The following is a 22,831-nucleotide window of genomic DNA, read 5'->3' on the forward strand; positions in this document are numbered from 1 at the left end:
ATGCGCACGTTTCGCCGGGCGGACAGTTGGAGTCTACTGGCCTTTGCCGCGCTCGCTACATCGCTCGCGCGGCGGCGCAATGCTGAACCTCACGAAGGTGTCGGCGGGCGTCCTCATCGCCGCGGCGCTCTTGCTCGGAATCTACGCCTGGCTGCTCGGCAGGCATGCGCCGAACGCCGCCCAAACCGTGTCTGTCGCGAAGACCGGATTTGCGGTGGTCGTCGCGGCAAGGCGGCTGCCGGCAGGGCAGCCCATCGCCAGGGACGCGTTGCGTGTCGACAAAGTGAGCGCGTTTCCGAGCGGCGCGTTCGCCGAACCGCTGCTCGTCTCGAAGCGCGTACCGCTCGCGGACATCGAACCGGGTACGCCCGTTTTCGAAGGCCAACTTTCGTCGGGGTTTGCCGACCGGGTCGAGGCGGGCGAGCGCGCGGTGGCGGTCCGCGTCGACGAAGCGGGCGCGGTGGGCGATCGCGTGCGTCCCGGCAATGTCGTCGACGTTTTCCTGACTTTGAAACGCGATGGCGCGGGTATCGGCGGCCATGGCGAGATCGCGCGATCGCAGGCCAAACTGCTGCTCTCGCGGGTGCGCGTGCTCGCATTTGGCGATGCGCAGCCCGCGGGCGGCGGGCCGAACACGCACGACGTGCACGCGCGCACCGTCGTTCTTGCCGTGCCGACGGAGGCAGTCGATCGCCTCGCCCTCGCCGATAGCGCGGGACACTTGCTGCTTGCGCTGCGCAATCCACATGACATCGAGGGCGGACAGCGCTCGTCGAGCGCTGCGTTGGCGCGAGTGGGGGGGAGCGCGGCGGGCGCGGTCCGGCCGTCGACGGTGGCGGACGCCGGCGTTTCGCTCGGTGCACTTTCGGGCAGCGACGGCGGTGTCGAGGCGACGCCGGCCGTTCGGCCGCCAACGATGCGCCGGTCGATGAGCGGTGCGGGGCGGGTCGAGGTGGTGCGGGCAGGGCATGTCGATTCGACCGGCGGTTGAGCCGAGGTGAGGGTGCCCGCGACGAAGCTGCTTCGCGGCGGGCAACGCTGTAGGGAATAGCAAACCGTACTGCCAGCGGCAACGGATTACACGATACGACATGACAAACAGGCGTCTAGTGGCAGCATCGAGCGGATGGGCGGGAGCGGTGGTTCGCGGCATCGTCATGGCGGCCGGCGTGGCGATCGGCCTCCTCGGTCTCGTCGGCCAGGCCGGCGCGGCAAGAACCACGAATGGCGCATCGACCGAGCGGGAGGCTTCCACGGCGACCGTTTCGCTGGCAGTCGGCGAGCAGCGCCAGATCGACGCTGAGGGGCCGCTCGCCCGTGTCGCGATCGGGGATCCGGCAGTGGCCGATGTGCTGGTCATGAAAGGCGATGAAAACCGTAGAGCCGGGGGCGTGTTGCTCGTGGGCAAGGCGCCGGGTGCCACCAACTTGATGGTCTGGTCGAGGGGGCGGGCAACGCCTGTCGTCTATCCGATCGAAGTCGGCCCGAGCGCGGGCGCCGTGTTGCTCGACGGCTCGACGCCGCGCGTGCGGGCCTTCGGCGGCGATGCCGTGATCTCCGGCTCGACTCCGACGATGGAGACGCACCGTAAAGCCGTGGCCGCCGCGACGGCGGCCAAAGGAAAGGATGGCCGTATCGTCGACATGTCGACGATCGAGACACCCGGCATCGTGCAAGTCGATGTGCGCGTCGTCGAGTTCAGCCGCGCTGTGCTCAAAGCAGCGGGCATCAACCTGTTCAAGCAGAGCAACGGCTTTGCGTTCGGCTCGTTCGCGCCGTCCGCGCTGAGCTCGTTCACGGGTGGCGCGACATCGAGCTTTCAGGCGCAGACCAACGCACCGATCGCGTCGGCCTTCAATCTCGTGCTGAACTCGGCCAGCCATGGGCTCTTCGCCGACTTGAGCCTCATGGAAGGCAACAACCTCGCGAGAGTGTTGGCGGAACCGTCGCTCGTCGCGCTGTCGGGTCAAAGCGCCAGTTTTCTGGCCGGCGGCGAAATCCCCGTCCCGGTACCGCAGGCGCTCGGGACGACGTCCATTCAATACAAGCCCTATGGCGTCGGTCTGACCTTGACGCCGACGGTCCTGAGCGCAAAGCGCATTGCCCTCAAAGTCGCGCCCGAGGCGAGCCAGCTCGATTTCCAGAACGCGATCACGATCAACGGCGTATCGGTGCCGGCCATTACGACGCGGCGCGCCGATACGACGGTCGAGCTCGGCGACGGAGAGAGCTTCGTCATCGGCGGCCTGATCGATCGCGAAACGCGCTCGAACGTGAGCAAGGTGCCGCTGCTCGGCGATTTGCCGATCATCGGCGCGTTCTTCAAGGAACTTAGCTATCAGCAAAGCGACAAGGAGCTCGTCATCGTCGTCACGCCGCATCTCGTCTCGCCGCTCGCCAAAGGCGCGCGGCTGCCGGCCACGCCGGGCGAACAAGCGGACCAGCACGACGGGCCCGTGTGGCGCAGCTATCTCGGCGGCGCGCTGTCGCGCGACGCGGGCCCGGGTTTTTCCAAATGAGCCCGGCACATGGCGTGTTGGGCCGGGGAACAGGTGCGGCATGAATGCTAGGGCGGAGCCATTGGCCGAGCGGGCGGTCGTCGAATCTTTCGTCTTCGCGTCCGCGAGCGCGACGAACATACGCTGGCTCGCGGATACGCTCGTGGCCGTGGGCGCCGTCGAGCCAGCGGAACTCGGGACCACCGCGCTCGCCGAGCGCATTGCGACACTCGATCCGTTACTGGTATTCGTCGATTTCTCGGGCGGGCGTACCGTCGCGGCGGCACAGGCCGTCCATGCGGTGCGCTCGATCGCGCCACAGTTGCAGGTCGTCGCCGTCGGCACCATCGCCGAGCCCGAAAGCGCGCTGGCCGCGTTGCGCGCGGGGGTACGCGATTTCATCGATCTGAGCGCGGGCGCCGAGGAGGCGGCACGTATCGCACGCAACGTGTTGGAGCACGTGGCCGAGCCCGTCGTACGCCATGGACGGCTGACCGCGCTGATCGGTGCGAGGCCCGGTGTCGGGGTCTCGACGCTCGCCGCGAATCTCGCGGTGACGCTGCAACGGCGCGGCGCCGCTGCCGGACATCAGGCGGCGCTGGTGGATCTCGGCTTGCCGGCCGGCGACGCCATGCTCTACCTGAATGCGCGCGGCGAATTCGATTTCGTCGAAGCCGTGCGTAACTTGCGGCGGTTCGATCAGACTTTCGTCCATACCGCGTTCGCGAGCCACGCGAGCGGGCTCGCGCTGACCGCATTGCCGCCCGACCTGAGCTTGCTGCGCACGATTTCGTTCACCTCCGCGGTGGCCTTGCTGAACCGGCTGCGGGCGTTCTTCGATCAGCAGATCGTCGACCTTGGCGGTTTCAGCAACATCGAATTCATCGCGCATGTTGCAAGCGCAGCCGATGAAGTGTGGCTCGTTTGCGATCCGTCGATCGCGTCCATCGTTTCGGCGAGCTCGTTGATCCGCGAATTGACGGCGGCGCAATTCGAGGCCGGCGCGCTAGGTCTCGTCGTCAACAAGTTCGATCCGCATCTCGGACTCTCGGCCGAGCAGATCGCACTGCGTCTCGAGTTGCCGCTCGTCGCGACGTTGCCGGCGCGCAGCGTGCCGCTCGGTCAGGCGGCGAATCAGGGCAAACTGCTCGCGGAAACGGCGGAGCGGGACCCCTATGTGCGCGCGGTGAGTGCGCTCGTGCAGCGCGTCGTCGGGCGCTCGGACGAGAACGGATCGCCAGTGCACGATGCACGCGCGACGGTGTCGGTCCTCGAACGCGTTCGGCGCTTCATCCCTTTCCTTCACGAGCGGTCATAGACGATGGCAAACCCGATCGAATTCGCCGACGACGGCACGTCCTTCGCCCATACACAGCAGTTCCACGACGTCAAGAACGCCGCCCACGAGCATTTGCTCACGCGCATCGAAGAACTCGGGGCGGAGTTCGGGCGATGGTCGCGCGGCGCGATAAAGCAGTTCGTCGATCTGGAGATGGACAGCTTCGTGCGGCTGCGCCATATCCCCATCAACGAGACTGAAGTCCGGCTCATTGCCGAGGCACTGACCAAGGAGCTTGCCGGGTTCGGGCCGCTCGAAGACTTGCTCGGCGATCCGGCCGTCGAGGACATTCTCGTCAACGGATACCGCGACGTCTACGTCTCGCGCCACGGCATGCTGGCGAAAATGCCGGTGCGCTTCACCGACAACGCGCATCTGCTGCGCATCGTGCGGCGCATTCTTGCGCCGATCGGCCGGCGCCTCGACGAATCGAACCCGATGGTCGACGCACGTTTGCCGGACGGCGGCCGCGTGAACGTGGTCATCGAGCCGCTGTCGATCGACGGTCCGGTCGTCTCGATCCGAAAATTCCGCAAGGACCCGCTGCGTCCTTCGGACCTGCTCGAGAACGGCACGTACCACGACGAGATCGGCCAACTGCTGGAGGCGGCGGTTGCCGCGCGCTGCAACGTGCTGATCTCGGGTGGCACGAGCTCCGGCAAGACCTCGCTCTTGAATGCGCTCGCCTTTCATATTCCCGAGCCGGAGCGCATCGTCACAATCGAAGACACCGCCGAGCTCTCGCTCAATCACCCGCACGTGGTGCGATTGGAGAGTCGTCCCGGCGGGTTCGACGGCGCGGGCCTGGTGACGATTCGGGATTTGCTGCGCAACTCGCTGCGCATGAGGCCCGATCGCATCATCGTCGGCGAAGTGCGCGGCGGCGAAGTACTCGAGATGCTGCAAGCGATGAACACCGGTCACGACGGCTCGATGGGGACCGTGCACGCAAGCTCGCCGCGCGAGTGCCTCTATCGGCTCGAGATGCTGGCCGGGTTTGCGGGTTTCCAGGGAACGGAGTCGAGCCTGCGTCGGCAGATTGCGAACGCGATCGACTTCATCGTCCAGATCGGCCGGCTCTCGAACGGCCGGCGCCGTATTCTGTCCGTCACCGAAGTGACGGGCCTCTCGGATACGATCATCGCAACGCAGGAGCTGTATCGCTACGAGCCGATTCTGGGCGCCGACGGAGAGGAGATCGACAACTGGGTATCGCTCGGCATCCATCCGCATTCGCCGAAGCTCGCGCGTGCGCGGCATGCCACGGGGGGAACGTTCGGCGGCGGCTTCGATATGGGCGGGGGCTTCCGTGTCTAGCGTCGTTGCTTCGATCGTCGCGCTCGCCTTCGCCCTCCTGTGCGCCGCGCTCGGCTTGCTGTTATGGCAACGCGCGGTGCGCAGGCAGGAGCACGTCAGCACGGAGCGCTTCGTCGAAAGCCGTCTCGCGCAGCCCGTGACGCATCCATCGCGCGGCGGCAACGCCGAGCCGAAATCGGCTCGGCCGCTTGGGCGTGCCGCTCTCCCGAAAACCAGCGGCACACCCGCGTCCGAGCCACGCGGATCTTTTCGGGGGGTCCTCGACGACATGGCCGCGCGCGCGGGCCTCGACGGCGCTCGCATGCCGATACTGGCTGCGTTCGGTCTAGCGGGCGCCATCACGGTCTGGGTGGCATTCGACGCGGGCATGCTCGCGGCCGTCGCGGCATGCGTTGCCTGCGTCGCGGCGCTCGCGCTCGCCGTCAACGCGCGTGCGCATCGACGCAAGCTCTCGATCGTGCGGCAGCTTCCGACGTTTCTCGACGGTATCGTGCGGCTCATCACGTTGGGCAACAGCGTGCCGGCAGCCTTCCAGGCTGCGCTCGCCACGACGGACGAGCCGTTGCGCGAGTGCCTGGAGCGCGTCGCGCGCACGATGCGCGCCGGCGTGGAAATCGATCGCGCGCTGGCGCAGGTCGGCAGCGTCTATCGCCTGCGCGAGTTCGCGCTCGTGGGCGCGGTGCTGCGCTTGTCCGTCAAATACGGCGGCCGGGCGGACGTCATGCTCGAACGCATGTCCGCCTTCATGCGAGATCTCGAGCAGGCCGAGCGCGAACTCGCGGCGATGTCGGCGGAAACGCGCATGTCGGCGTGGGTACTCGCCGTGCTGCCGCTCCTCATTGGCGGATTCCTGATCGCATCGAATCCGGAGTATTTCAATGCGATGTGGCAGGACGCGGGCGGCCGCACGCTCGTCTATGTCGCATTCGGGCTTCAGGGCGCCGGTGGCTGCCTGCTCTATCGTCTCGCCCGGTTGAGGTCGTGATGCTTGCGGATCGAATTGCCTCGATTGCATTGGCGCTTGGCGCATTGGGCTTGACGATGCTGGCGCTGCATATGCTGGTGCGGCGGCTCGCTGCGCGGCGCGGCATGCGTTTGCTGGACGATGCGCTCGCGCGCCGTGCGATGCCGGCCGTTGCCGGGCGCGATCCAGAGCCGCCGTGCGGCGCGCCTGTGTCTTCGCGTTTGCGTGCCGAGCAGTCGAATGCGACGAATGCGGCATATGCGGCACATGCGGTGCATTCGCCGAACTCGCAGTCTCCCCCATTCGCCGCCGCGCGAGACGGGCGCACGAAGGCGGGCTCGCCGGCGCGACAGGAGGCCGAGCGGCGCGGCAAGGTATGGTTGCGCCGGATCGGCAGCGCCGGCATGCGTTGGCTCGATACGCCGCTCGGCAAACTGATCGTCGCGGGCGAGGACCGCTCGCTGCTCGAGCAATGCGGCTTCGCCGACGCGAATGCGCGCGGCATCTTTTTGATATCGCGGCTCGCGAGCGCGGCGCTGGGGCTTGCCCTCTACACGTGGCTCGTGAGCCCGTATATCGACGGCAGTACGCAGCCTGCCTATCTGGGTGCGGCCGTCGTCGCGGGATTCATGCTGCCGAAGGCGGTGCTTGGCCGCCGCGCGGCCGCCCGGCGGGCGAGCGTTGCCGACGAGACGCCGGCATTCGTCGACCTGCTCAGGCTGCTGCAAGGTGTCGGCTTATCGCTCGACCAGAGCTTGCAGGTCATCATCAACGATTTCCGGACGATGCTGCCCGTGCTCGCCGACGAGCTCGAGATCGCGCAGCGGCAGTTCGTGGCGGGGCGCACGCGCGAGCAATCGCTGCAGCGTCTTGCGGGCGCATTCGGCAACGAGGATTTGCGGGCTGTCGCGCGTCTGATGATCCAGGTCGACCGGCACGGCGGCGCGGTTCAGGAGCCGCTTCGTCAATTCGGCGAAAGGCTGCGCGAGAGCCGCCGAGCCCGTTTGCGGGAGCGGATCGGGCGACTGACCGTCAAGATGACGGGCGTCATGATCCTGACGCTGTTGCCTGCGCTGCTGATCGTGACGGCGGGACCGGGCATCGTTGCGATCACGCACGCGCTTTCGACGACGCATCGTTGACGAATGGCACACCCGAGAGCGAGCCGCGCATTGAAGAACACTATCCCGACAACGACGATCGATCATCCGATGAACCGTTCGAGCCTGATTCCGCCGTCATCGCGCCGCTTTCTCGCCGCCGCGCTGGTGCTCGTCCTGAGCGCCTGCGCATTCAAGCCGTCCGGCTATGGCGTGGGGCCGCAGGCCGAGCGCGCCGCGATGCTGCAAAACGCTCAGCCCGAACCGAAGCCCGATACGCTCGGCATGTATCTCGCGCTGATCGACCGGATGCAGTCGCAGGGGCTCTATTTTGCGTCCCTCGCGCACATCGACGCATACGAAAAGCAATACGGCACGACGCCCGACTCGACGCTGCTGCGCGCGGACGCACTGCGCCTGACGGGACAGCCCGAGGCCAGTGCCGATGCGTATCGCTCGCTGCTCGCGACGCCGCTTGCCTCGCGTGGCTACCGCGGGCTGGGGCTCGTCGCAGGCGCCGCGGGCGACTTCGATAGGGCGGCGCACGACCTGGAAGCGGCGTCGGCGCTCGCGCCCACGGACGCCGCGACGTTGTCAGATCTCGGCTATGCACGATTGCGCGAAGGCGACGTGGCAGGGGCGCGTGTTCCGCTCATGAAGGCGGCGGAGCTCGATGCCCATAACCCGACGGTGCTGGCCAATGTCGCGTTGCTGCTGCTCTCGCAGGGCCATGCTCGCGATGCGCGTGCGTTGATGGACGAGCAGCATTTTGCGAGCGAAGTGCGCGAAGCGGTGCGTCAGGACGCGGCGAAAGTCGCGCTCGCACGGAAGGGGCGCCGCTCGGTACAAGGCACCGAAAAACCGAGGCAGCCGCAGGTGCGCCCCGAAGAGGCGCCGGCGGCGACGGCCAGCGCCCGTACGCCGTTGCCGCTCTTGCAGCGGTTCGCGCAATGACGCATTCGCCGTGACGAGGACGATATGACGACACGCTACTTCATCGACCCCCTACGCACGATCGCCACGATCGCATTCGGTGCGGCCGTACTCCTCGTGGCTGGCCTGTGTGCGCCAGCGATGGCTGAAGCGCCAGGCGAGCCTGCTGCCGGGGTGCGACCGTCCGTGCCGATCGGCGAAGCGACGCGAAGCTGGCTCGAGCTTCAGCGCAGCAACGCGCAGGCCGCGCCGGCATTGCCCGTGCTCGGTGCACAGGCGGGGCTGGCCTACGCACGCTATCTGGACTCTTTCAAGACCAGGATTCCGAGTTCGTTCGATTCGACGCTCGGCGCGGGCGGCAACGCAGCGCGTGGGAACTACATGAACGCCGTCGGCGCCTCGCCCAGCGGGGCGAACTGAGCGATGAAGGCTGCGCGCCGCCGCACATTCGACCGGCCCCGCCCGCCGCGCACCGATCGGCAGCGCGGTTCGGCGGCCATCGTCGTCGCGATTTTTCTTTCGCTCGCGGTGGCGGTCCTCGGCGCGCTCGACGTCGGCAACGCCTTCTTCGCACGGCGGTCACTGCAGCGGATCGCGGATCTTGCTGCGCTCGCCGGCGCGCAAACGATGGACGACGATTGCTCGGCACCGACGGCCACGGCGCGGGCGAACGCCGCGGCCAACGGCTTTTCGGCGACAGCGGCGGGACAGTCGCTGACGGTCGTCTGCGGCCGTTGGGATACCGCGACCAATACCGCGCCGAGCTACTTCGCCAGCGCGAACGCCTCGCCTTTGAACGCCGTGCAAGTCCGCGTGGTGCGCACGGTCCCGTACTTCTTTCTCGGGCCGTCACGGCAGATCGGTGCCACCGCGACGGCGCAGGCGACGAATCTCGGCGCGTTCACGATCGGCACGGCGCTCGCGCAATTGCAAGGCGGCCTCATCAACGGTCTGCTCAACGGATTGCTGGGCGCGAACCTCGATCTTTCGCTGGCTTCGTATCAATCGCTGGCCGGCGCGCGCATCAAGGTCGGCGATCTGATGGCGGCGCTTGGAGTCGATACGGTCGACGCATTGCTCGCGACGCAAGTCGATGCCGCTCAGCTCGCCGATCTGATGCTGAGTGCGTTATCGCGTACATCGGTGGCCGATGCGAACCTGCAGACCGATCTCGCGACGTTGCAAGCGATCGCGGCAAGCAGTCTTTCGACGTCCGTGAAGTTTCCGCTCGGCGCGACCGACACAGCGCCCGGGCTGCTTTCGGTGAACCTCGCCCATACGCAGAGTGCCGTGGGCGCGACGATCAGCCCGTTCGATGCGCTCGTCGTGGCGGCCGAGATCGCCAAAGCCGGACAAGCGCCGACCGATATCGCAGCCGGCCTCGCGCTCGGCACGCTGCAGACCACGTTGAAAGTGCAAGTTCTTCAGCCGCCGGTGCTCGCGATCGGCGAGGCGGGGATGAACCCAGCCACGCAGACATGGCGTACGCAGGCAAGAACTGCACAGGTGCGGCTTTATCTGAACATCGGATTGGGTCCCGTCACCCTTCCTTTCGTCGGCACGGTCGGCGCCAATCTGCCGCTCTCGCTCGAGGTTGCGCCGGGGCAGGCCTGGCTCGAAGCCGCGCATTGCGCGACGAGTGCCGCTGCGAGCAATTCGACGATCGGTGCGACGCCGGGCCTCGCGAATGTCTGCGTAGGCGACGCCCCCCCCAATCTATCGGCCTCGCAGCCGTTCAGCTGCACGCGAGCTGCAACGTTGATCCAGGTCTCGAATCTGATCGTCGTGAAGGCGAACGCGGCGCTTCCCGCGGTAGTCCCGGCAGAGGATTCGTCGACATTCGAATTCGACGGCATCGCCGGCAACGCAGACGACTACCAGAGCGCGAATTCGAACGCTGTGGGCAGCGTGTTGGCGAATGCACTGTCGGGACTCTCCGCCACACTCGCGCAGCCGGGCGCGCTATCGGTCACGCTGTTGGGAGGCGCGTTCGGTGTGCCGTTGGGACCTGTCGTCAGTGCACTCGTCGCGTTCCTTGCTCCTGCGCTCACGCTCGTCGCCGAAGATGTCGACGCAGCGCTCGTCCCGTTGCTGCAACTGCTCGGGGTGCAGGTCGGCGTCGCAACCATCCATGATTTGTCATTGACCTGCGGCGTGTCGAAACTCGTCTATTGAAAACATCGAAGAAGCGAACAATGAGAGCCGCCAATACAATCGAGGAACTGGACATCTATGTCTGGGAGGGCAAGGCCGATATCGTCGAACGCGTCATGCGCTGCATGGCGAGCTTCGACGTCGACGTGATCCGTGCGGACGGGATGACGATGACGCCTTCGAGCGGTGAAGTCCGCTCATCGCTTGCGATCGTCAGCGTGAGCGTCATCGACGGCGCGGCACGTGTACTGCACGATTGGCAGGCGACCAACGGCATGCCGGTGATCTGGGTGGGCGCCGTGCCGCGCGAGCGCGATCCCGCCATGTTTCCGCACGAGTACGCGCATGTGTTGCCGCTCGATTTCACGTGCGCCGAGCTGCGCGGGATGGTCACCAAGCTTGTCGCGCAGTTGCGCGCGCATACCGCGCGAACGTCCGAGCCGACGGCGCTCGTCGCGCATTCCGAGCCCATGCAAGCGTTGCTTCGCGAAGTGGATACGTTCGCCGATTGCGACACGAGTGTGCTGATCCGCGGCGAGACTGGCGTGGGCAAGGAGCGCATCGCGCAATTGCTGCACGAAAAGCACTCCCGCTATGCCGACGGCCCGTTCGTCCCCGTCAATTGCGGCGCGATTCCGGACGGTCTCTTCGAGTCGCTATTTTTCGGCCACGCGAAGGGCTCGTTTACCGGTGCCGTGGGTGCGCACAAGGGCTACTTCGAGCAGGCCGACGGTGGCACGCTGTTTCTGGACGAAATCGGCGATTTGCCGCTTTATCAGCAAGTGAAACTGCTGCGCGTACTCGAAGACGGCGCCGTCACGCGCATCGGTTCGGCGACGCCCGCGCGCGTCGACTTCAGGCTCGTTGCGGCGACAAACAAGAACCTGACGCAATTGGTCAAGGACGGTGCATTTCGCGCCGACTTGTATTACCGGCTCGCGGTAATCGAGTTGCGCCTCCCGTCGCTCGAGGAGCGGGGCGCGGTCGACAAGATCGCGATCTTCAACGCCTTCATTGCTTCGGTGCTCGGCGCCGAGCGCATGGCGAGCCTGCCCGCGGTGCCTTACTGGCTCGCCGATGCGGTGGCCGACACCTACTTTCCCGGCAATGTGCGCGAATTGCGCAATCTCGCCGAGCGTATCGGGGTGACCGTGCGCCAGATCGGCGCATGGGATGCCATCCGGCTCAAGCGGTTGATCGCGCACGCGCGCAATGCGCAGCCGGCTCCGGCCGACAGCGCGAACGAACTCATCGTGGATCGAAGCAAGTGGGACATGGCCGAGCGCAACCGCGTGCTCGCGGCGCTGAGCGCGAACGCGTGGCGCCGGCAGGATACCGCTCAACACCTGGGTATCAGCCGCAAAGTCTTATGGGAAAAGATGCGCAAATACCAAATCTTCGATGAAGAGCCCGAAGCGCGCGAAACTGAGTAATAATGACACGCTTGAGTCAGTAAATCATGCTTACTCATATAAAAACTATTCGCGCGGGAATGACGATGAGGCATCTACCACAAGTACGGGGGACAGCGCTTGCGGCGCTTGTCATGATCGGGGGATTGGGCATGTTCGGCTGCGCCGGCGCGCAATCGAGCGGCAGTACGACGGCACCGGCAACGACGACGAGCGCCTCGATCCCGTTGACCGCGGGCGCGGCAACGCCCGCTGTGGCGACGTCCGACGCATCGCCGGTACACGAACAAGCCCCAGCAGCGTCGGCGGTGTCCCAAGCCGAAGACTCGAAGGAAGCGGCGCAAGGCAACGTTGCCGAATTGCAGCGCCTCATGCACGGCAGCGACTTGACCGAGCTTCGCACCAGCTACAACGGCAGCTACGGCGCGAGCCTGCTGCTCTATGGGAAAGAACTGACCTACTACGTCGCGCTCTTTCAACAGAAAAACTTTTGGCGCGTGGTCAAGACGCAGGATGAGGCCCGCGCGGAAGCGATCTATGCCGAGTTCGCGAAAAAGAGCGCGCAGCTCGCTGATGTCGAGTTGCGCGGGGCCAAGCTGGCCGCGCAAAAAACCTATACGGAACATTTGATCGCGCTTTCGCAAGCGCGGGCCGAGCGTTTGCAGGCCGATCTCGACGTTGCGCACCAGCAGCAAGCACTCGCCGCCGATCGCCAAAAGCGGGCGCGCGGCGAGGCGGCGGCGCTGGACGCGCAAAAGCGCGCCGCGCAGGATCAATTGCGTGCGCTCAAGCGCCAGGTGCGCGAGTTGCAGCGTGAGGCGGACTCGGGCTTGCCGCACCGCGTACGCTGAACGGGGCGCGCGCCGTCCCAAATCGAGCGTGCGGGGCCGGGCCCGGCAGCAGGCCGGCTATCATGCGGTACTGCATCGAGCCCAGAGCCCATGGATCCGCTGCTCATCGACATCCCCGATGCGTTCGAAACGGAGCGCTTGATCGTCCGTTGCCCCCGCCCGGGCGACGGACGCCTGGTCTATGAAGCGCTCGTCGAGTCGCTGGACGCGCTGCGTCGGTTCCCGGCGTCATTGCCGTGGGCGCTCGAAGCTCCCTCGGTAGAACGATCCGAACTTTTCTGCCGGGAAGGTTTCGCCGATTTCGTCGCGAGACGCGACTTCCCGTTTCTGATTTTTGTGCGGCACACGTCGACACTCGCCGGCTGTTGCGGACTGCGTTCGCCCGACTGGTCGATTCCCGCGTTCGATATCGGCTGGTGGGGCCGTGCCTCGTGCCTGGGTCAGGGGCTCGTGACCGAAGCGGTGAGCGGCCTGCTCGATTTCGCCAAATCGCGGCTCGGCGCGCGTCGGATCGCCGCGTTCGTCGATGAGCGTAACGTCAGGAGTTTGCGCGTCTGCGAGCGTGCCGGTATGCAGCTGGAAGGTGTGCTGCGGCACGAGCGAATCGATCCCGACGGGACGTTGCGCGATACCTGCGTCTACGCGCGGGTCAGCGAGTGACATTTTCGTCGGATGATTCCGGCGGGGCCGCGTTCCCGGCTTTTATGCAGGCACATTCTTCCGCAACGGATGTAATCGTTGCCAGCCAATCGCGCCGGACTTCGACTCCAGAGCCGCAAGACATTCGCCGCGATGCGCCTATTTCTCTCCGTCGCGCGCTATTCGTCGCAAGGAGGCATCGAACTTGCAGACTAGAGGCACGGTGTTTTCGAAATAGGACTGCAATGGCAATTCAACAGACGGAACCTGTGCGCCGGACGTATGCGCTTCATTTGGTCGACGCGGATCTGGATCATCTCGAGCGGGCGATCCGCGAACCCGAGAATCGTATGCTTACGGCGCAGTATTGGCGGCAGCGGATCTTGAGCATCCGCCGGCAATTCGAACTGACGCGCGAGCAGCGCGCCCGCGCGGAGGCATTGCTAGAGAGCCTTTCGCAGCGGCAGAGCGATGCTCGACCCGCGATGGCGGGCCTTCGCTGACATCCTGAGGTGCCTCGCGGCGAGGCACCTCATTCGTTGTTGTTATTGTTGTCGTCGTTGTTGTTGCCGTCGTTGCCGTTGTTGTTGCTGCTGCTGTGGTGGTTGCCGTGCTCGTTGCCATGCGGGCCCGTGCTGAACGGGCGGCGTCTGCGCGTCACGACCACCGGCGCGTCGCCCGAGCGCTCCGATGACCCATGCATGCCGTGCGATTCGCGCGGCTCGCGGCCTTCGCGAGGTGCGCCGGAGCCCTCGCGCGGACCGTGGCGCTCGCCGCCATACCCGCCGGTACGCGGGCCGCGCGGCCCCGGGCGGGTGCCGGTATCGAGCTGAATCGTCGAAATCGCACGCTTGTAAATGCCTTGCAGCCCGACGGGTGTGCGCAGCATGACGAGATATTGATCGAACGACTCGATGCATCCAGTCAGACGGATGCCGTTCACGAGATAGATTTCGACGCGCTTGCGCTCTTTGCGCGCTGCGTTCATGAAGTCGTTCTGCGGATGGGATTCTGCGGGATTCGGCATTGCACGGACGACAGCAGGAGCTGCCCCAGGTTGGTTAGTGAAGCGCGGTGGCTACGCGCGAAATTCGTGGCTGGCGGGGATTTTAACCCGTGTGTGCTGCCGCGAGGGTCCTTTCGCACGCGCATCGGGCCCACGCGCGCGTAACGAAATGTTCCAAAAGGCGCGCGGCATCATTCGTTTTCGCCCCGCGCGGGTTTCAGATACCACGGGTGCTGCGCATGTCCGAGCATGGTCGATGCCCGCGCATGGGCCCCCGGAAAAGCGCGCGCTCGTGGGACAATGGCGGCAGCATCGGATGCCGAAGCTTGCGGAAAGTCCTCCAGCGCAGCTTCGCGTCGAGCGAACGAGCGGACATTGCTCCGCAATCAAGGGGACTCGATGAAATCGTCAGTGCGTCTTTCGCCGCGGCGGCCTCGATGAGCGTGCTGCCGCCCCATTGCAGTGCACAACGCTTTCACGAAGCGCTGCGCCTCTTCGGTTCGATTGTCGGCGAAACTCACGTCGTTGTTTCGGACAACGAACTGATCGAATACGCCGATCCGTTCGCTCCGGGCCCTCAGGAGCCGCGCTTCGCGGCATCCGCAGCGATACTGCCCGCTTCGGTCGACGAGATCAGGGAAGTGCTGCGCGTCGCGCGCAGCTATCGTCTGCCGCTCTGGCCGGTCTCGACCGGCCGCAATTATGCGTATGGAGGAGCGGCGCCCCGTCTGTCCGGATCGATCGTAGTCGATCTGCGACGCATGAACCGCATCCTCGAAGTGAACGAGACCCTCGGCTATGCCCTGGTCGAGCCCGGCGTGACCTACTTCGATCTGCACGAGCACTTGCGCGCGCGCGGTGCGAAGCTATGGATCGATCCGCCCGCGGCGGGCTGGGGCAGCGTCGTCGGCAATACGCTCGAGCGCGGCTTCGGCTACACGCCCTACGGCGACCACGCCGCGATGCAGTGCGGCATGGAAGTCGTCCTCGCGACGGGCGACATCGTGCGCACCGGAATGGGCGGCATCGAGATCGGCAGTACCTGGCAGCTCTACAAGCCGGGCTTCGGCCCCTCGTACGACGCGATGTTCATGCAGTCGAATTTCGGCATCGTGACCAAGCTCGGCATCGCACTGATGCCGCGGCCGGCCAGCTATCTGCTCGCGCATCTGCGCTTCGGCGACGAAGCGGACCTGGAGGCCATCGTCGAGACGTTGCGTCCGTTCAAGCTCGACGAGACGATTCGCAATCACGCCGTCGTCGAAGGCGCTGTTCGCTTTGCGGCGGGGGTGTCGTCGCGCGGCGAGTGGTATGACGGGCAGGGGCCGATGCCCGAGTCCGCCATCGATGCGATGACCAAGCGGCTCGGGATCGGGCGATGGAATCTGCGTTTCGGCCTGTACGGCGAGCCCGAAGTCGTCGAGGCGCAGTTTTCGGTCGTCAAGCGGGCGTTTTCCCGCTTGCGAGGGGTGCGCATCGAGGCCGCGCGGTATGCCGGCGACGCGCAACCCGAGGGCGGCGGCGACCGCAACATGGCCGGCATCCCGACCATGACCGCATTTCGGATGCTGGACTGGCGCGGCGGCGCGGGCGCGCACGTCGATTTTTCGCCGATCTGCCCGTTCACGGGGCGCGACGCGATGCGGCAATATTGGCTCGCGAAGACCCGTTGTGCCGAATACGGGTTCGATTACTACGGCGGCTTCACCGCCGGCACGCGCCATTTGCATCACATCGTCGCAACGATCTTCGACCGCGACGATGCAACCCAGACCGATGCCGCGGGCGACTTGCTGCGCGTGTTGATCAGCGATGCGCGCGCGGCGGGGTATGGCCAGTACCGTACCCATCTGGCCTACATGGACCTGGCGGCTGCGCAATACGATTTCAACGACGGTGCGTTGCTGCGCTTGTCGGAAACGATCAAGGACACGCTCGATCCCGACGGCATTCTGGCGCCGGGCAAATCGGGCATCTGGCCGCGCGCCTGGCGCGATCGGCGTGGCTATACGTAAGGAGGCTCGGCTTCATGGATCGGCGAAGCTTCATCGTGGACTCGGCGGCGTTGATCGCCGGTGTGTGCGGCGGTAGCCCGGAATCGCTCGCGAGTGCGCCGCGCGCGGCGGCCAGCCGGACGGTCGCGCCGGCCACCACCGTGCTCGTCGACGCGTCCCTCGGGCGAAGCATCGCCTTTGCGGCGGATGCCGTATCGGCCGGCGCACCGACGGCATCCGTGGCGCCCGTCGGCGGCGACATTGGCGCGCTATGGTACGCGCGCCTCGCCAGCACTCAGGGCCGCATCGTCGGCCTGTTGCGTCCGTCGGACGCATTCGTGCTGACGCGGTTGGCCAGGCATGCTGGACACACGGTGATCGAGCGACCGTGGCATGCGCATACGGTGGAGGTAGCGATCGACCTGCGTTGATGCCGATCGAGGCTCAGAGCGCCGAACGCTGGGTTCCACGCTGCTCCGGTAGGGGCATGGGCCGCGGACCGGATGCCGGCGCTGCCTCGGCATCGCTTGCGCCGCCGTTCGGGGCCGTCGCACGTGGATCGTCCTCGAAGGTAGCGGGATGCCGATCGAGCGAGCCGCAGGCACTGATTGCAACGGCCGCATCGGTTCCGTCCGCGGCGTCGCCCAGCACGGCGGCGAACGCTGCGAGTTGGGCCGCGTCGGGCAACGGTGCCTTCAGCGCGGCAACCATCAGCGACGCGAGGCGCGCAATCAATTGCAGATCGCTCATCGTCTGCCCTTGGGAGAACTCGGCGATGAGATTATCGGTATCGCCGCCCGCCAGCACGCCCGACAGCGCGCCGATCGCAAAATGCAGTCGCCAGCCGAGCTCCTCGCGAGGCAAATGCGGCAGCGCGCGTTGGAAGGCGTCGAAGAAGCGCTCGGCGACCGATGCGTAGTGGCCGCTGAGGAAGTTGTGAATGAATGTGGAAGGGTCCGTATAGGCGCGGCCCAGCAGCTTCAGGAACGCCCGCCCGCCGGCTTGCGGATCGCGCGACAGGCGCAGCGCGGGAATGAACATCGCGCCGAGCACATGTTCGCAGGTGAGCCGGTCGCCGAGCGCCGCGTCGAAACGCTCGAGCATCTTCAATCGTTCTTCGTTGAGGCGATCGAGGCGACGCGACAGCATCGCGTGGATCAACGCTTCCTTGCTGCCGAAATGATAGTTGACCGCGGCCAGGTTGACGTCCGCGCGCGAAGTGATTTGCCGCAGCGACATGGCCTCGAAACCGTATTCGATGAAGATGTCTTCGGCCGCATCGAGAATGCGTGCCTTCGTGTCGCCGGTTATCCGGTTCGATGTGCGAACTGCCATGTGCGCCTCCCATGCCGGTTTGCCGGCCGCGAACAAGCGATTCAAGTTCTTGATTGAAACTCGTTGTTTCGGGAACGATAAAAACGTATCGATACGGCGGCAAGCGTTGTTTGTGGGTGGAGTCCTCTAGAGTCCGCCAACCCTTGCGGAAATGACGGGCCGAAGGCACGCGGTGCGGCGCTATTCCGGTCCGTCAAACTCTGAAGGCGGTCAGGCATCGGGTATCACGGGCGTCCCGTCATGCCGATTCGCCGACGCGTTGAGCCGAGCGCAGCATGTCCACGCCACGTTGCTCGCGCCCGAACAGAATCAGCACCGCGATGACGATTGCCGATATTGCCGCAACGGCGGCCAGGGCGAGCGAGTAGTTGTTGTTCTGGCTGGCGGCGAGCGATGCCTGCATCGTGGCGTTGACGGAAGCGATCAGGTTGCCAAGTTGATAGACGAAGCCAGGGAACGTGGCGCGAATTTCATCGGGCGAGATCTCGTTGAGGTAGGCAGGAACCACGCCCCACGCGCCCTGTACCGAGATTTGCATGAGAAACGCGCCGATCGCGAGCGCGACGGCGCTAGCCGAGAACGCCCACAGCGGCAGCACGGGCAAAGCGATCAATGCCGCGATGCAGATCGCGCGGCGACGGCCGATCTTTTCCGACATCGAGCCGAAGAACAGTCCACCGACGATCGCGCCGATATTGAGGACGATCAGGATGCGAGAGACGGTTGCCGGATCGAAGCTGTGCTGCACGCGCAAAAACGTCGGATAGAGGTCCTGCGTGCCGTGGGAGAAGAAGTTGAATGCCGTCATCAGCACGATCGCATAAATCGAGAGCGCCCAGTTTCTCTTGAGCGTATCGATCAGGCCCGGACGTTGATGCTTCTCCATGGCGCGCCATGCGGGCGATTCCGGAACGTTCTTGCGGATATAGAGCACCAGCAGCGCGGGGATGATGCCGACGAAGAACATGCTGCGCCAGCCCCAATGCAGGACGTCGAACAGCAGCCAGAACACGACCGAAGCGAGCAGGTATCCGGTCGGGTAGCCGGCTTGCAGCAGCCCGGAGACGAAGCCGCGGGCGCTGGCGGGAATGGTTTCCATCGTGAGCGCGGAACCGACGCCCCATTCGCCGCCCATGGCGATCCCGAACAGCGAGCGCATGACGAGCAAGGTCGCGAGATTCGGCGAAAAGCCCGAGAGGAGTTCGAGCACCGAATAGCAGGCGATGTTGATCATGAGGGTCGGCCGGCGGCCGAACTTGTCGGCGAGCCGGCCGAAGATCAGCGCACCGAGCGGCCGCATTGCCAGCGTCAGGGTGATCGCAACCGCGACGGCCGGGATTTTCGTGTTGAACTCTGCAGCGATATCCTTGAGGACGAAAACCATCAGGAAGAAATCGAAGGCGTCGAGCGTCCAGCCTAGATAGGCTGCGATCGTGACGTTTTTCTGCTCACGCGTCCAAGCCATTTTTGCGTTCTCCTTTTTGTCTCCAGATCGTCAGCCGCACCGCGGATCACGCTGGCGCGGCCGTCCCGTGGGTTGGCATGACGAGTGTACGCGCACTCTAAGCGGTTGCATGATTGGGTTGCCCGTTTATCGGTATTAATCCCTATGTGGCTGTCTAAAATATTACGATCTGGTTTTAAATGTCGGCTTTTAGAAAGACTTGTTCCGGCAACGGTTATGCGGTTCGTTGCAAACCAGCCGAATTCGATACAGAAAACCCATTACTCTTTCGCCATGTCCGTTTCGACTCCCGAACTGCCTGCCCTGGATACCCCCCGGTTGCTGATCCGTCAGCGTACGCTCGCCGACCTCGAGGCGTGCCTCGCAATGGATCGCGATCCCGAGGTCACCCGTCATATCGCCGGGCCTTGGCAGGACCCGGTCGCGCATCGACAGTTCGTGGCATTCCGCACGACGAGGGCGTATCCGCCCGGGCTCGGCTATTGGTCGATACGCGAGCGCAGCGCGCCCGAGCGGTTCATCGGCTGGGTGTTGCTCATTCCAGACCATGGAGCGGGGCCCGAGGTCGAGATCGGCTGGCGTCTCGTGCGCGATGCGTGGGGTAGGGGAATCGCCACCGAGGCCGCCCACGCACTCGTGCATCACGCCTTCGCAACGCTACGGTTGCCGCGCGTCATTGCGGACATCGCGTCCGCGAACACCGCGTCGCTGCGTGTCGCGCAAAAGCTTGGCATGCAATGGGTCGGATACAACGCGAGCGAAGCGCTGAGCTACCAACGGTTTCGCCTCGAGCGGGAAGATCTGCGTGCGCGGTGAATGCGCGAACTCCATGAACCGATGAATGGACATCAGGACTGCTTACCATGACGGTGTCCAGTACGACTGCGCGCTCCGGGACCCGATTCTCGGTTATTGAGTGCCGCGCTCGGCACCGAACGCATGCGCCAGCATGGCGGCCGCGGCATACGCCGCGCCGCCCACCGCGCTGACGACGCACAGCGAAACGCTCAGATGCGCGGCAAGCATCGTGACCGCCCCGGCCAACGCGACGCCGACGAGGCTGCCCGCCTGGCGCAACGCGTTCAGCAGCCCCGAGGCCACGCCGGCGAGCTCCGCGGGCACCTGCTCGAGCACGGTGGCGATCATCGGCGGTACCGACAAAGCGGTGCCCGCTCCGAAAACGGCCATCGAGGCATAGATGAATGGGCGCGGTGCCGCCCATGAGAACAGTGCGGCCATGAGAGGGGCCGAGACCGCCGCCGCGGCCAGGCCGATCGTCATCAAGCGGGCGGCGCCGAGGCGCGCATGGAGCTTGCCCGAGAGCAGGTTGCCGAACGACAGGCTTGCCGCCATGGGCAAGAGGGCGAAACCGGTCGCCTTCGCATTCATGCCGAGCGCGCCGTGCAGGTAAAGGCTCAGATTGAACAGCAGTCCGAAATAGCCCACGTAGACAAGCGTGCCCGCCGCATTCATCGCCAGGAAGATCCTGTTTCGAAACCACGCGAGCGGCACCATCGGCTCGCGCGAGCGGCGCTCGAAGAAAACCAGTGCCGCGACGCAGGCGGCAAACAACACAGAAGCGACAACGACTTCGGGCGACCGCGGACCGCGAGTCGGCAATTCGATTGCGGCGAAACACAGTGCACCCAGCGCTGCCGCACTCGAGAACTGTCCGCCCCAATCGAAGCGGCGCACGGAGGTGCTGCGCGCCGCCTGTCGGACTGAAACCAGCGCACCCGCGAAAGCAACCGCGCCTGTCGGCAGATTGACGAGAAATGCGCTGCGCCATCCGAAGCTATCGACGAGCAATCCTCCCAGGACAGGGCCGATCGCGGCCGCGGCCGACGCGACGAGCGCCCACGTGGCGATGGCACGGGCCCGTTCCTGCGCATCGTCGAAAGTGGCGCGGACGATGGCAAGCGAGGCGGGCAGGAACAGTGCGGCGCCGGCACCTTGCGCAAAGCGGGCCGCGACGAGCGCGCCGACGGATGGGGCGAGACCGCACGCGGCGGACGCCGCGACGAATGCCGCGAGCCCGGCGAGGTACACCGTTTTCGCGCCGAAACGATCGCTGGCGACGCCGCCGGCGAGAATCAGCGCGGCAAAAGTCAGCGTGTAAGCATCGACGATCCATGCGAGGCCGCTCACCGTCGCGCCGAGCGACGCACGCAGGGCGGGCAGCGCGACATTGACGATCGTCGTATCGAGCACTGCCATGAACATGCCACCGGCGACCAGAGCCAGCGTGACGCGCCTGCGCCATGCGTCGCGGCGCTGCAGTCCGCATTCGTCCGCGTGTGCGAGAAGCGTATCGGACATTCGTTCCTCCGTTGGCTGAATGCCTCTCAGTTTACGAATGCGCGGCGATGCAATAAAGCAGTAATATCGCATATCTCTGATGCAGATTTGCATCACCGGCGCGAATCCACGCCCGAGGGCCTCGCAACGATGATTCATTGGGACAATGCGCGTTTCTTTTTGGCGGTGGCGCGAGCCGGCACACTGCGCGGCGCGGCCGCCCGCCTCTCCGTCGATCAGGCCACTGTCGGGCGGCGTATCGCGGCGCTCGAAGCGGCGCTGTCCGCGCGGCTTTTCCTGCGCACGCCCTCGCTGTACGTGTTGACTTCGGCGGGCGAAGCGCTCGTCGCACCGGCGGAGGCCATGGAGCAGGCAGCGCTGGCGATGGAGCGGCGCGTGGCCGGGATGGACGAAGCGTTGTCCGGGACGATTCGCGTGGCGACGACTGACTCGCTGGGCAAAAAATTCGTCGTGCCCGCCATCGCGAAGCTGCGTCGTGCGCATCCGGGTATCGATATCGTCTGCGTGACATCGGTGGATATCGCCAATCTCACCCGGCGTGAGGCCGATCTCGCGATCCGGACGGTTCGGCCTGATTCGCCGGAGCTCGTCGTCAGGCGGCTGGCCCAGTTGGAAATGGGTATTTACGCTTCGCACGCCTATGTTGCCGCGCGTGGAACACCGCGTGAGGGCGAGGCATTCGAAGGACACGATCTCGTCATGTATCAGCAGCCGGTGGTACCGTCGATGTGGGACGCCCTATGCGGCGAGCCTACCAACCGGGGGCGGGTGGCGTTTCAGACTGCATCGACGATGATGCTGTTCGAGGCGACGATCGCCGGACTCGGTCTTGCCGGGCTGCCATGCTTTCGCGCGGACGACGAGCCCGAACTCGTGCGTGTGATGCCGCATCGCCGCGAGCACTTCGAGGTCTGGCTCGTCGCCCATCTGGACTTGTATAAGACGGCCCGCATGCAAGCACTCATCGAGGTTGTCGCCGAAGCATTCGCAGCTTCGTGAAGCCGGTGTCGAAAATTTTTCGACCGCTGTAACCGCTTGCCCAGCTGCGGCGAATTACCTGGCAGATCGCGCAGTGCAGCCGCGCCGTGCCAGGACAGTCGGGCAAGGCCAATGATGCGGTGCATGCGATCGCTAACCACTTGATGGCATCTAGGAGCGAATTGATGAATACGAACAAACTTTCCGCAGCAGCCCTGGTTCTCGCATCGCTGGCGACCGGCGCATTCGCGCAGAACGCTGCCGCCCAGAATGTGGAAAAGTGCTATGGCGTGGCGCTTGCCGGCCATAACGATTGCAAGGCGGGGGCGGGGACCACTTGCGCCGGCACGCAAAAGATGGACTATGACGGCGCGCACTACAAGAATGTGCCGACGGGTACCTGCACGACGATGAAGACGCCGCACGGAATGGGCTCGCTCGCGCCCACCAAGTCGTAACGGCGAAGGGACGAAGGGACGAAGGGACGAAGCACTCACCCGTGGCGGCGACAGTCCTGCCGCTCGGCT

The 22,831-nt window shown here is 65.4% G+C and carries 21 protein-coding genes; 17 read left to right on the forward strand and 4 right to left on the reverse strand.

Annotated features, from left to right (window positions below):
* Positions 1-79 precede the first annotated feature (79 nt).
* The 12 genes from cpaB to ACO1XS_RS20890 all read left to right on the forward strand — a co-directional run bounded on the left by cpaB (position 80) and on the right by ACO1XS_RS20890 (position 13,228).
* Positions 80-991, forward strand: coding sequence for a Flp pilus assembly protein CpaB (gene cpaB / locus ACO1XS_RS20835; protein WP_486391604.1), 912 nt, complete (start codon positions 80-82; stop codon positions 989-991).
* 166 nt (positions 992-1,157) lie between these two features.
* A complete protein-coding gene (locus ACO1XS_RS20840) occupies positions 1,158-2,519 on the forward strand; it encodes a type II and III secretion system protein family protein (protein ID WP_486391632.1) in 1,362 nt (453 codons plus the stop codon).
* 40 nt (positions 2,520-2,559) lie between these two features.
* On the forward strand, positions 2,560-3,816 hold the full coding sequence (locus ACO1XS_RS20845) for a fimbrial protein (RefSeq protein WP_486391605.1): 1,257 nt from the start codon (positions 2,560-2,562) through the stop codon (positions 3,814-3,816).
* Positions 3,817-3,819: 3 nt separating this feature from the next.
* Positions 3,820-5,154 (forward strand): TadA family conjugal transfer-associated ATPase, encoded by a 1,335-nt coding sequence (locus tag ACO1XS_RS20850; protein WP_331565903.1) that lies wholly within the window; start codon positions 3,820-3,822, stop codon positions 5,152-5,154.
* Complete coding sequence (locus tag ACO1XS_RS20855; RefSeq protein ID WP_486391606.1) at positions 5,147-6,139, forward strand: type II secretion system F family protein; 993 nt, start codon at positions 5,147-5,149, stop codon at positions 6,137-6,139. Before ACO1XS_RS20850 ends, ACO1XS_RS20855 begins: the two co-directional genes overlap by 8 nt.
* Positions 6,139-7,260 carry a type II secretion system F family protein gene (locus ACO1XS_RS20860; protein WP_486391607.1) on the forward strand — a complete coding sequence of 374 codons (1,122 nt, stop codon included), beginning with the start codon at positions 6,139-6,141 and terminating at the stop codon, positions 7,258-7,260. The genes ACO1XS_RS20855 and ACO1XS_RS20860 overlap by 1 nt, the downstream gene beginning before the upstream one ends.
* Positions 7,261-7,329: 69 nt before the next feature.
* Positions 7,330-8,172 (forward strand): tetratricopeptide repeat protein, encoded by an 843-nt coding sequence (locus tag ACO1XS_RS20865; RefSeq protein WP_486391633.1) that lies wholly within the window; start codon positions 7,330-7,332, stop codon positions 8,170-8,172.
* Positions 8,173-8,196: 24 nt separating this feature from the next.
* Complete coding sequence (locus ACO1XS_RS20870) at positions 8,197-8,571, forward strand: DUF3613 domain-containing protein (protein WP_331567754.1); 375 nt, start codon at positions 8,197-8,199, stop codon at positions 8,569-8,571.
* Positions 8,572-8,574: 3 nt separating this feature from the next.
* Positions 8,575-10,326, forward strand: a complete 1,752-nt coding sequence (locus ACO1XS_RS20875) for a TadG family pilus assembly protein (RefSeq protein WP_331567752.1) — start codon at positions 8,575-8,577, stop codon at positions 10,324-10,326.
* 20 nt (positions 10,327-10,346) lie between these two features.
* Positions 10,347-11,738: a sigma 54-interacting transcriptional regulator gene (locus ACO1XS_RS20880; RefSeq protein ID WP_440563410.1), complete on the forward strand. Its 1,392-nt coding sequence runs from the start codon at positions 10,347-10,349 to the stop codon at positions 11,736-11,738.
* A gap of 65 nt (positions 11,739-11,803) precedes the next feature.
* Positions 11,804-12,568, forward strand: coding sequence for a DUF2968 domain-containing protein (locus ACO1XS_RS20885; RefSeq protein ID WP_486391608.1), 765 nt, complete (start codon positions 11,804-11,806; stop codon positions 12,566-12,568).
* A gap of 90 nt (positions 12,569-12,658) precedes the next feature.
* A complete protein-coding gene (locus ACO1XS_RS20890; RefSeq protein WP_486391609.1) occupies positions 12,659-13,228 on the forward strand; it encodes a GNAT family N-acetyltransferase in 570 nt (189 codons plus the stop codon).
* A gap of 511 nt (positions 13,229-13,739) precedes the next feature.
* Here ACO1XS_RS20890 and hfq read toward each other — a convergent pair.
* Positions 13,740-14,234 carry an RNA chaperone Hfq gene (gene hfq / locus ACO1XS_RS20895; protein ID WP_486391610.1) on the reverse strand — a complete coding sequence of 165 codons (495 nt, stop codon included), beginning with the start codon at positions 14,232-14,234 and terminating at the stop codon, positions 13,740-13,742.
* Between the two features lie 416 nt (positions 14,235-14,650).
* Here hfq and ACO1XS_RS20900 point away from each other — a divergent pair, with 416 nt between their 5' ends.
* Both ACO1XS_RS20900 and ACO1XS_RS20905 read left to right on the forward strand, forming a co-directional pair.
* A complete protein-coding gene (locus tag ACO1XS_RS20900; RefSeq protein ID WP_486391634.1) occupies positions 14,651-16,228 on the forward strand; it encodes an FAD-binding oxidoreductase in 1,578 nt (525 codons plus the stop codon).
* Positions 16,229-16,242: 14 nt separating this feature from the next.
* On the forward strand, positions 16,243-16,638 hold the full coding sequence (locus ACO1XS_RS20905; RefSeq protein ID WP_486391611.1) for a hypothetical protein: 396 nt from the start codon (positions 16,243-16,245) through the stop codon (positions 16,636-16,638).
* A gap of 13 nt (positions 16,639-16,651) precedes the next feature.
* On the opposite strand, the gene ACO1XS_RS20910 is transcribed toward ACO1XS_RS20905, so the two are convergent.
* Both ACO1XS_RS20910 and ACO1XS_RS20915 read right to left on the reverse strand, forming a co-directional pair.
* Positions 16,652-17,542: a TetR/AcrR family transcriptional regulator gene (locus tag ACO1XS_RS20910; RefSeq protein ID WP_440563428.1), complete on the reverse strand. Its 891-nt coding sequence runs from the start codon at positions 17,540-17,542 to the stop codon at positions 16,652-16,654.
* Positions 17,543-17,780: 238 nt separating this feature from the next.
* On the reverse strand, positions 17,781-19,007 hold the full coding sequence (locus ACO1XS_RS20915) for an MFS transporter (protein ID WP_486391612.1): 1,227 nt from the start codon (positions 19,005-19,007) through the stop codon (positions 17,781-17,783).
* A 273-nt stretch (positions 19,008-19,280) separates the two neighbouring features.
* Between ACO1XS_RS20915 and ACO1XS_RS20920 the strand changes: the two genes are divergently transcribed.
* Positions 19,281-19,823 carry a GNAT family N-acetyltransferase gene (locus ACO1XS_RS20920; RefSeq protein ID WP_486391613.1) on the forward strand — a complete coding sequence of 181 codons (543 nt, stop codon included), beginning with the start codon at positions 19,281-19,283 and terminating at the stop codon, positions 19,821-19,823.
* Between the two features lie 93 nt (positions 19,824-19,916).
* On the opposite strand, the gene ACO1XS_RS20925 is transcribed toward ACO1XS_RS20920, so the two are convergent.
* Positions 19,917-21,326 (reverse strand): MFS transporter, encoded by a 1,410-nt coding sequence (locus tag ACO1XS_RS20925; RefSeq protein WP_486391614.1) that lies wholly within the window; start codon positions 21,324-21,326, stop codon positions 19,917-19,919.
* 132 nt (positions 21,327-21,458) lie between these two features.
* On the opposite strand from ACO1XS_RS20925, the gene ACO1XS_RS20930 reads away from it, so the two are divergent.
* Both ACO1XS_RS20930 and ACO1XS_RS20935 read left to right on the forward strand, forming a co-directional pair.
* Positions 21,459-22,325: a LysR family transcriptional regulator gene (locus ACO1XS_RS20930; protein ID WP_331567756.1), complete on the forward strand. Its 867-nt coding sequence runs from the start codon at positions 21,459-21,461 to the stop codon at positions 22,323-22,325.
* Between the two features lie 164 nt (positions 22,326-22,489).
* Positions 22,490-22,762: a BufA1 family periplasmic bufferin-type metallophore gene (locus ACO1XS_RS20935; protein WP_331567733.1), complete on the forward strand. Its 273-nt coding sequence runs from the start codon at positions 22,490-22,492 to the stop codon at positions 22,760-22,762.
* Positions 22,763-22,831 lie beyond the last annotated feature (69 nt).

The organism is Trinickia sp., from assembly GCF_057351765.1.

What these genes read in the sequence shown, in the direction of transcription:
- cpaB (WP_486391604.1), top strand. Translation starts at nt 80, where the DNA reads ATGCTGAACCTCACGAAGGTGTCGGCGGGCGTCCTCATCGCCGCGGCG.
- ACO1XS_RS20840 (WP_486391632.1), top strand. Translation starts at nt 1,158, where the DNA reads ATGGCGGCCGGCGTGGCGATCGGCCTCCTCGGTCTCGTCGGCCAGGCC.
- ACO1XS_RS20845 (WP_486391605.1), top strand. Translation starts at nt 2,560, where the DNA reads ATGAATGCTAGGGCGGAGCCATTGGCCGAGCGGGCGGTCGTCGAATCT.
- ACO1XS_RS20850 (WP_331565903.1), top strand. Translation starts at nt 3,820, where the DNA reads ATGGCAAACCCGATCGAATTCGCCGACGACGGCACGTCCTTCGCCCAT.
- ACO1XS_RS20860 (WP_486391607.1), top strand. Translation starts at nt 6,139, where the DNA reads ATGCTTGCGGATCGAATTGCCTCGATTGCATTGGCGCTTGGCGCATTG.
- ACO1XS_RS20865 (WP_486391633.1), top strand. Translation starts at nt 7,330, where the DNA reads ATGAACCGTTCGAGCCTGATTCCGCCGTCATCGCGCCGCTTTCTCGCC.
- ACO1XS_RS20870 (WP_331567754.1), top strand. Translation starts at nt 8,197, where the DNA reads ATGACGACACGCTACTTCATCGACCCCCTACGCACGATCGCCACGATC.
- ACO1XS_RS20875 (WP_331567752.1), top strand. Translation starts at nt 8,575, where the DNA reads ATGAAGGCTGCGCGCCGCCGCACATTCGACCGGCCCCGCCCGCCGCGC.
- ACO1XS_RS20880 (WP_440563410.1), top strand. Translation starts at nt 10,347, where the DNA reads ATGAGAGCCGCCAATACAATCGAGGAACTGGACATCTATGTCTGGGAG.
- ACO1XS_RS20885 (WP_486391608.1), top strand. Translation starts at nt 11,804, where the DNA reads ATGAGGCATCTACCACAAGTACGGGGGACAGCGCTTGCGGCGCTTGTC.
- ACO1XS_RS20890 (WP_486391609.1), top strand. Translation starts at nt 12,659, where the DNA reads ATGGATCCGCTGCTCATCGACATCCCCGATGCGTTCGAAACGGAGCGC.
- hfq (WP_486391610.1), bottom strand. Translation starts at nt 14,234, where the DNA reads ATGCCGAATCCCGCAGAATCCCATCCGCAGAACGACTTCATGAACGCA.
- ACO1XS_RS20900 (WP_486391634.1), top strand. Translation starts at nt 14,651, where the DNA reads ATGAGCGTGCTGCCGCCCCATTGCAGTGCACAACGCTTTCACGAAGCG.
- ACO1XS_RS20905 (WP_486391611.1), top strand. Translation starts at nt 16,243, where the DNA reads ATGGATCGGCGAAGCTTCATCGTGGACTCGGCGGCGTTGATCGCCGGT.
- ACO1XS_RS20910 (WP_440563428.1), bottom strand. Translation starts at nt 17,542, where the DNA reads ATGGCAGTTCGCACATCGAACCGGATAACCGGCGACACGAAGGCACGC.
- ACO1XS_RS20915 (WP_486391612.1), bottom strand. Translation starts at nt 19,007, where the DNA reads ATGGCTTGGACGCGTGAGCAGAAAAACGTCACGATCGCAGCCTATCTA.
- ACO1XS_RS20920 (WP_486391613.1), top strand. Translation starts at nt 19,281, where the DNA reads ATGTCCGTTTCGACTCCCGAACTGCCTGCCCTGGATACCCCCCGGTTG.
- ACO1XS_RS20925 (WP_486391614.1), bottom strand. Translation starts at nt 21,326, where the DNA reads ATGTCCGATACGCTTCTCGCACACGCGGACGAATGCGGACTGCAGCGC.
- ACO1XS_RS20935 (WP_331567733.1), top strand. Translation starts at nt 22,490, where the DNA reads ATGAATACGAACAAACTTTCCGCAGCAGCCCTGGTTCTCGCATCGCTG.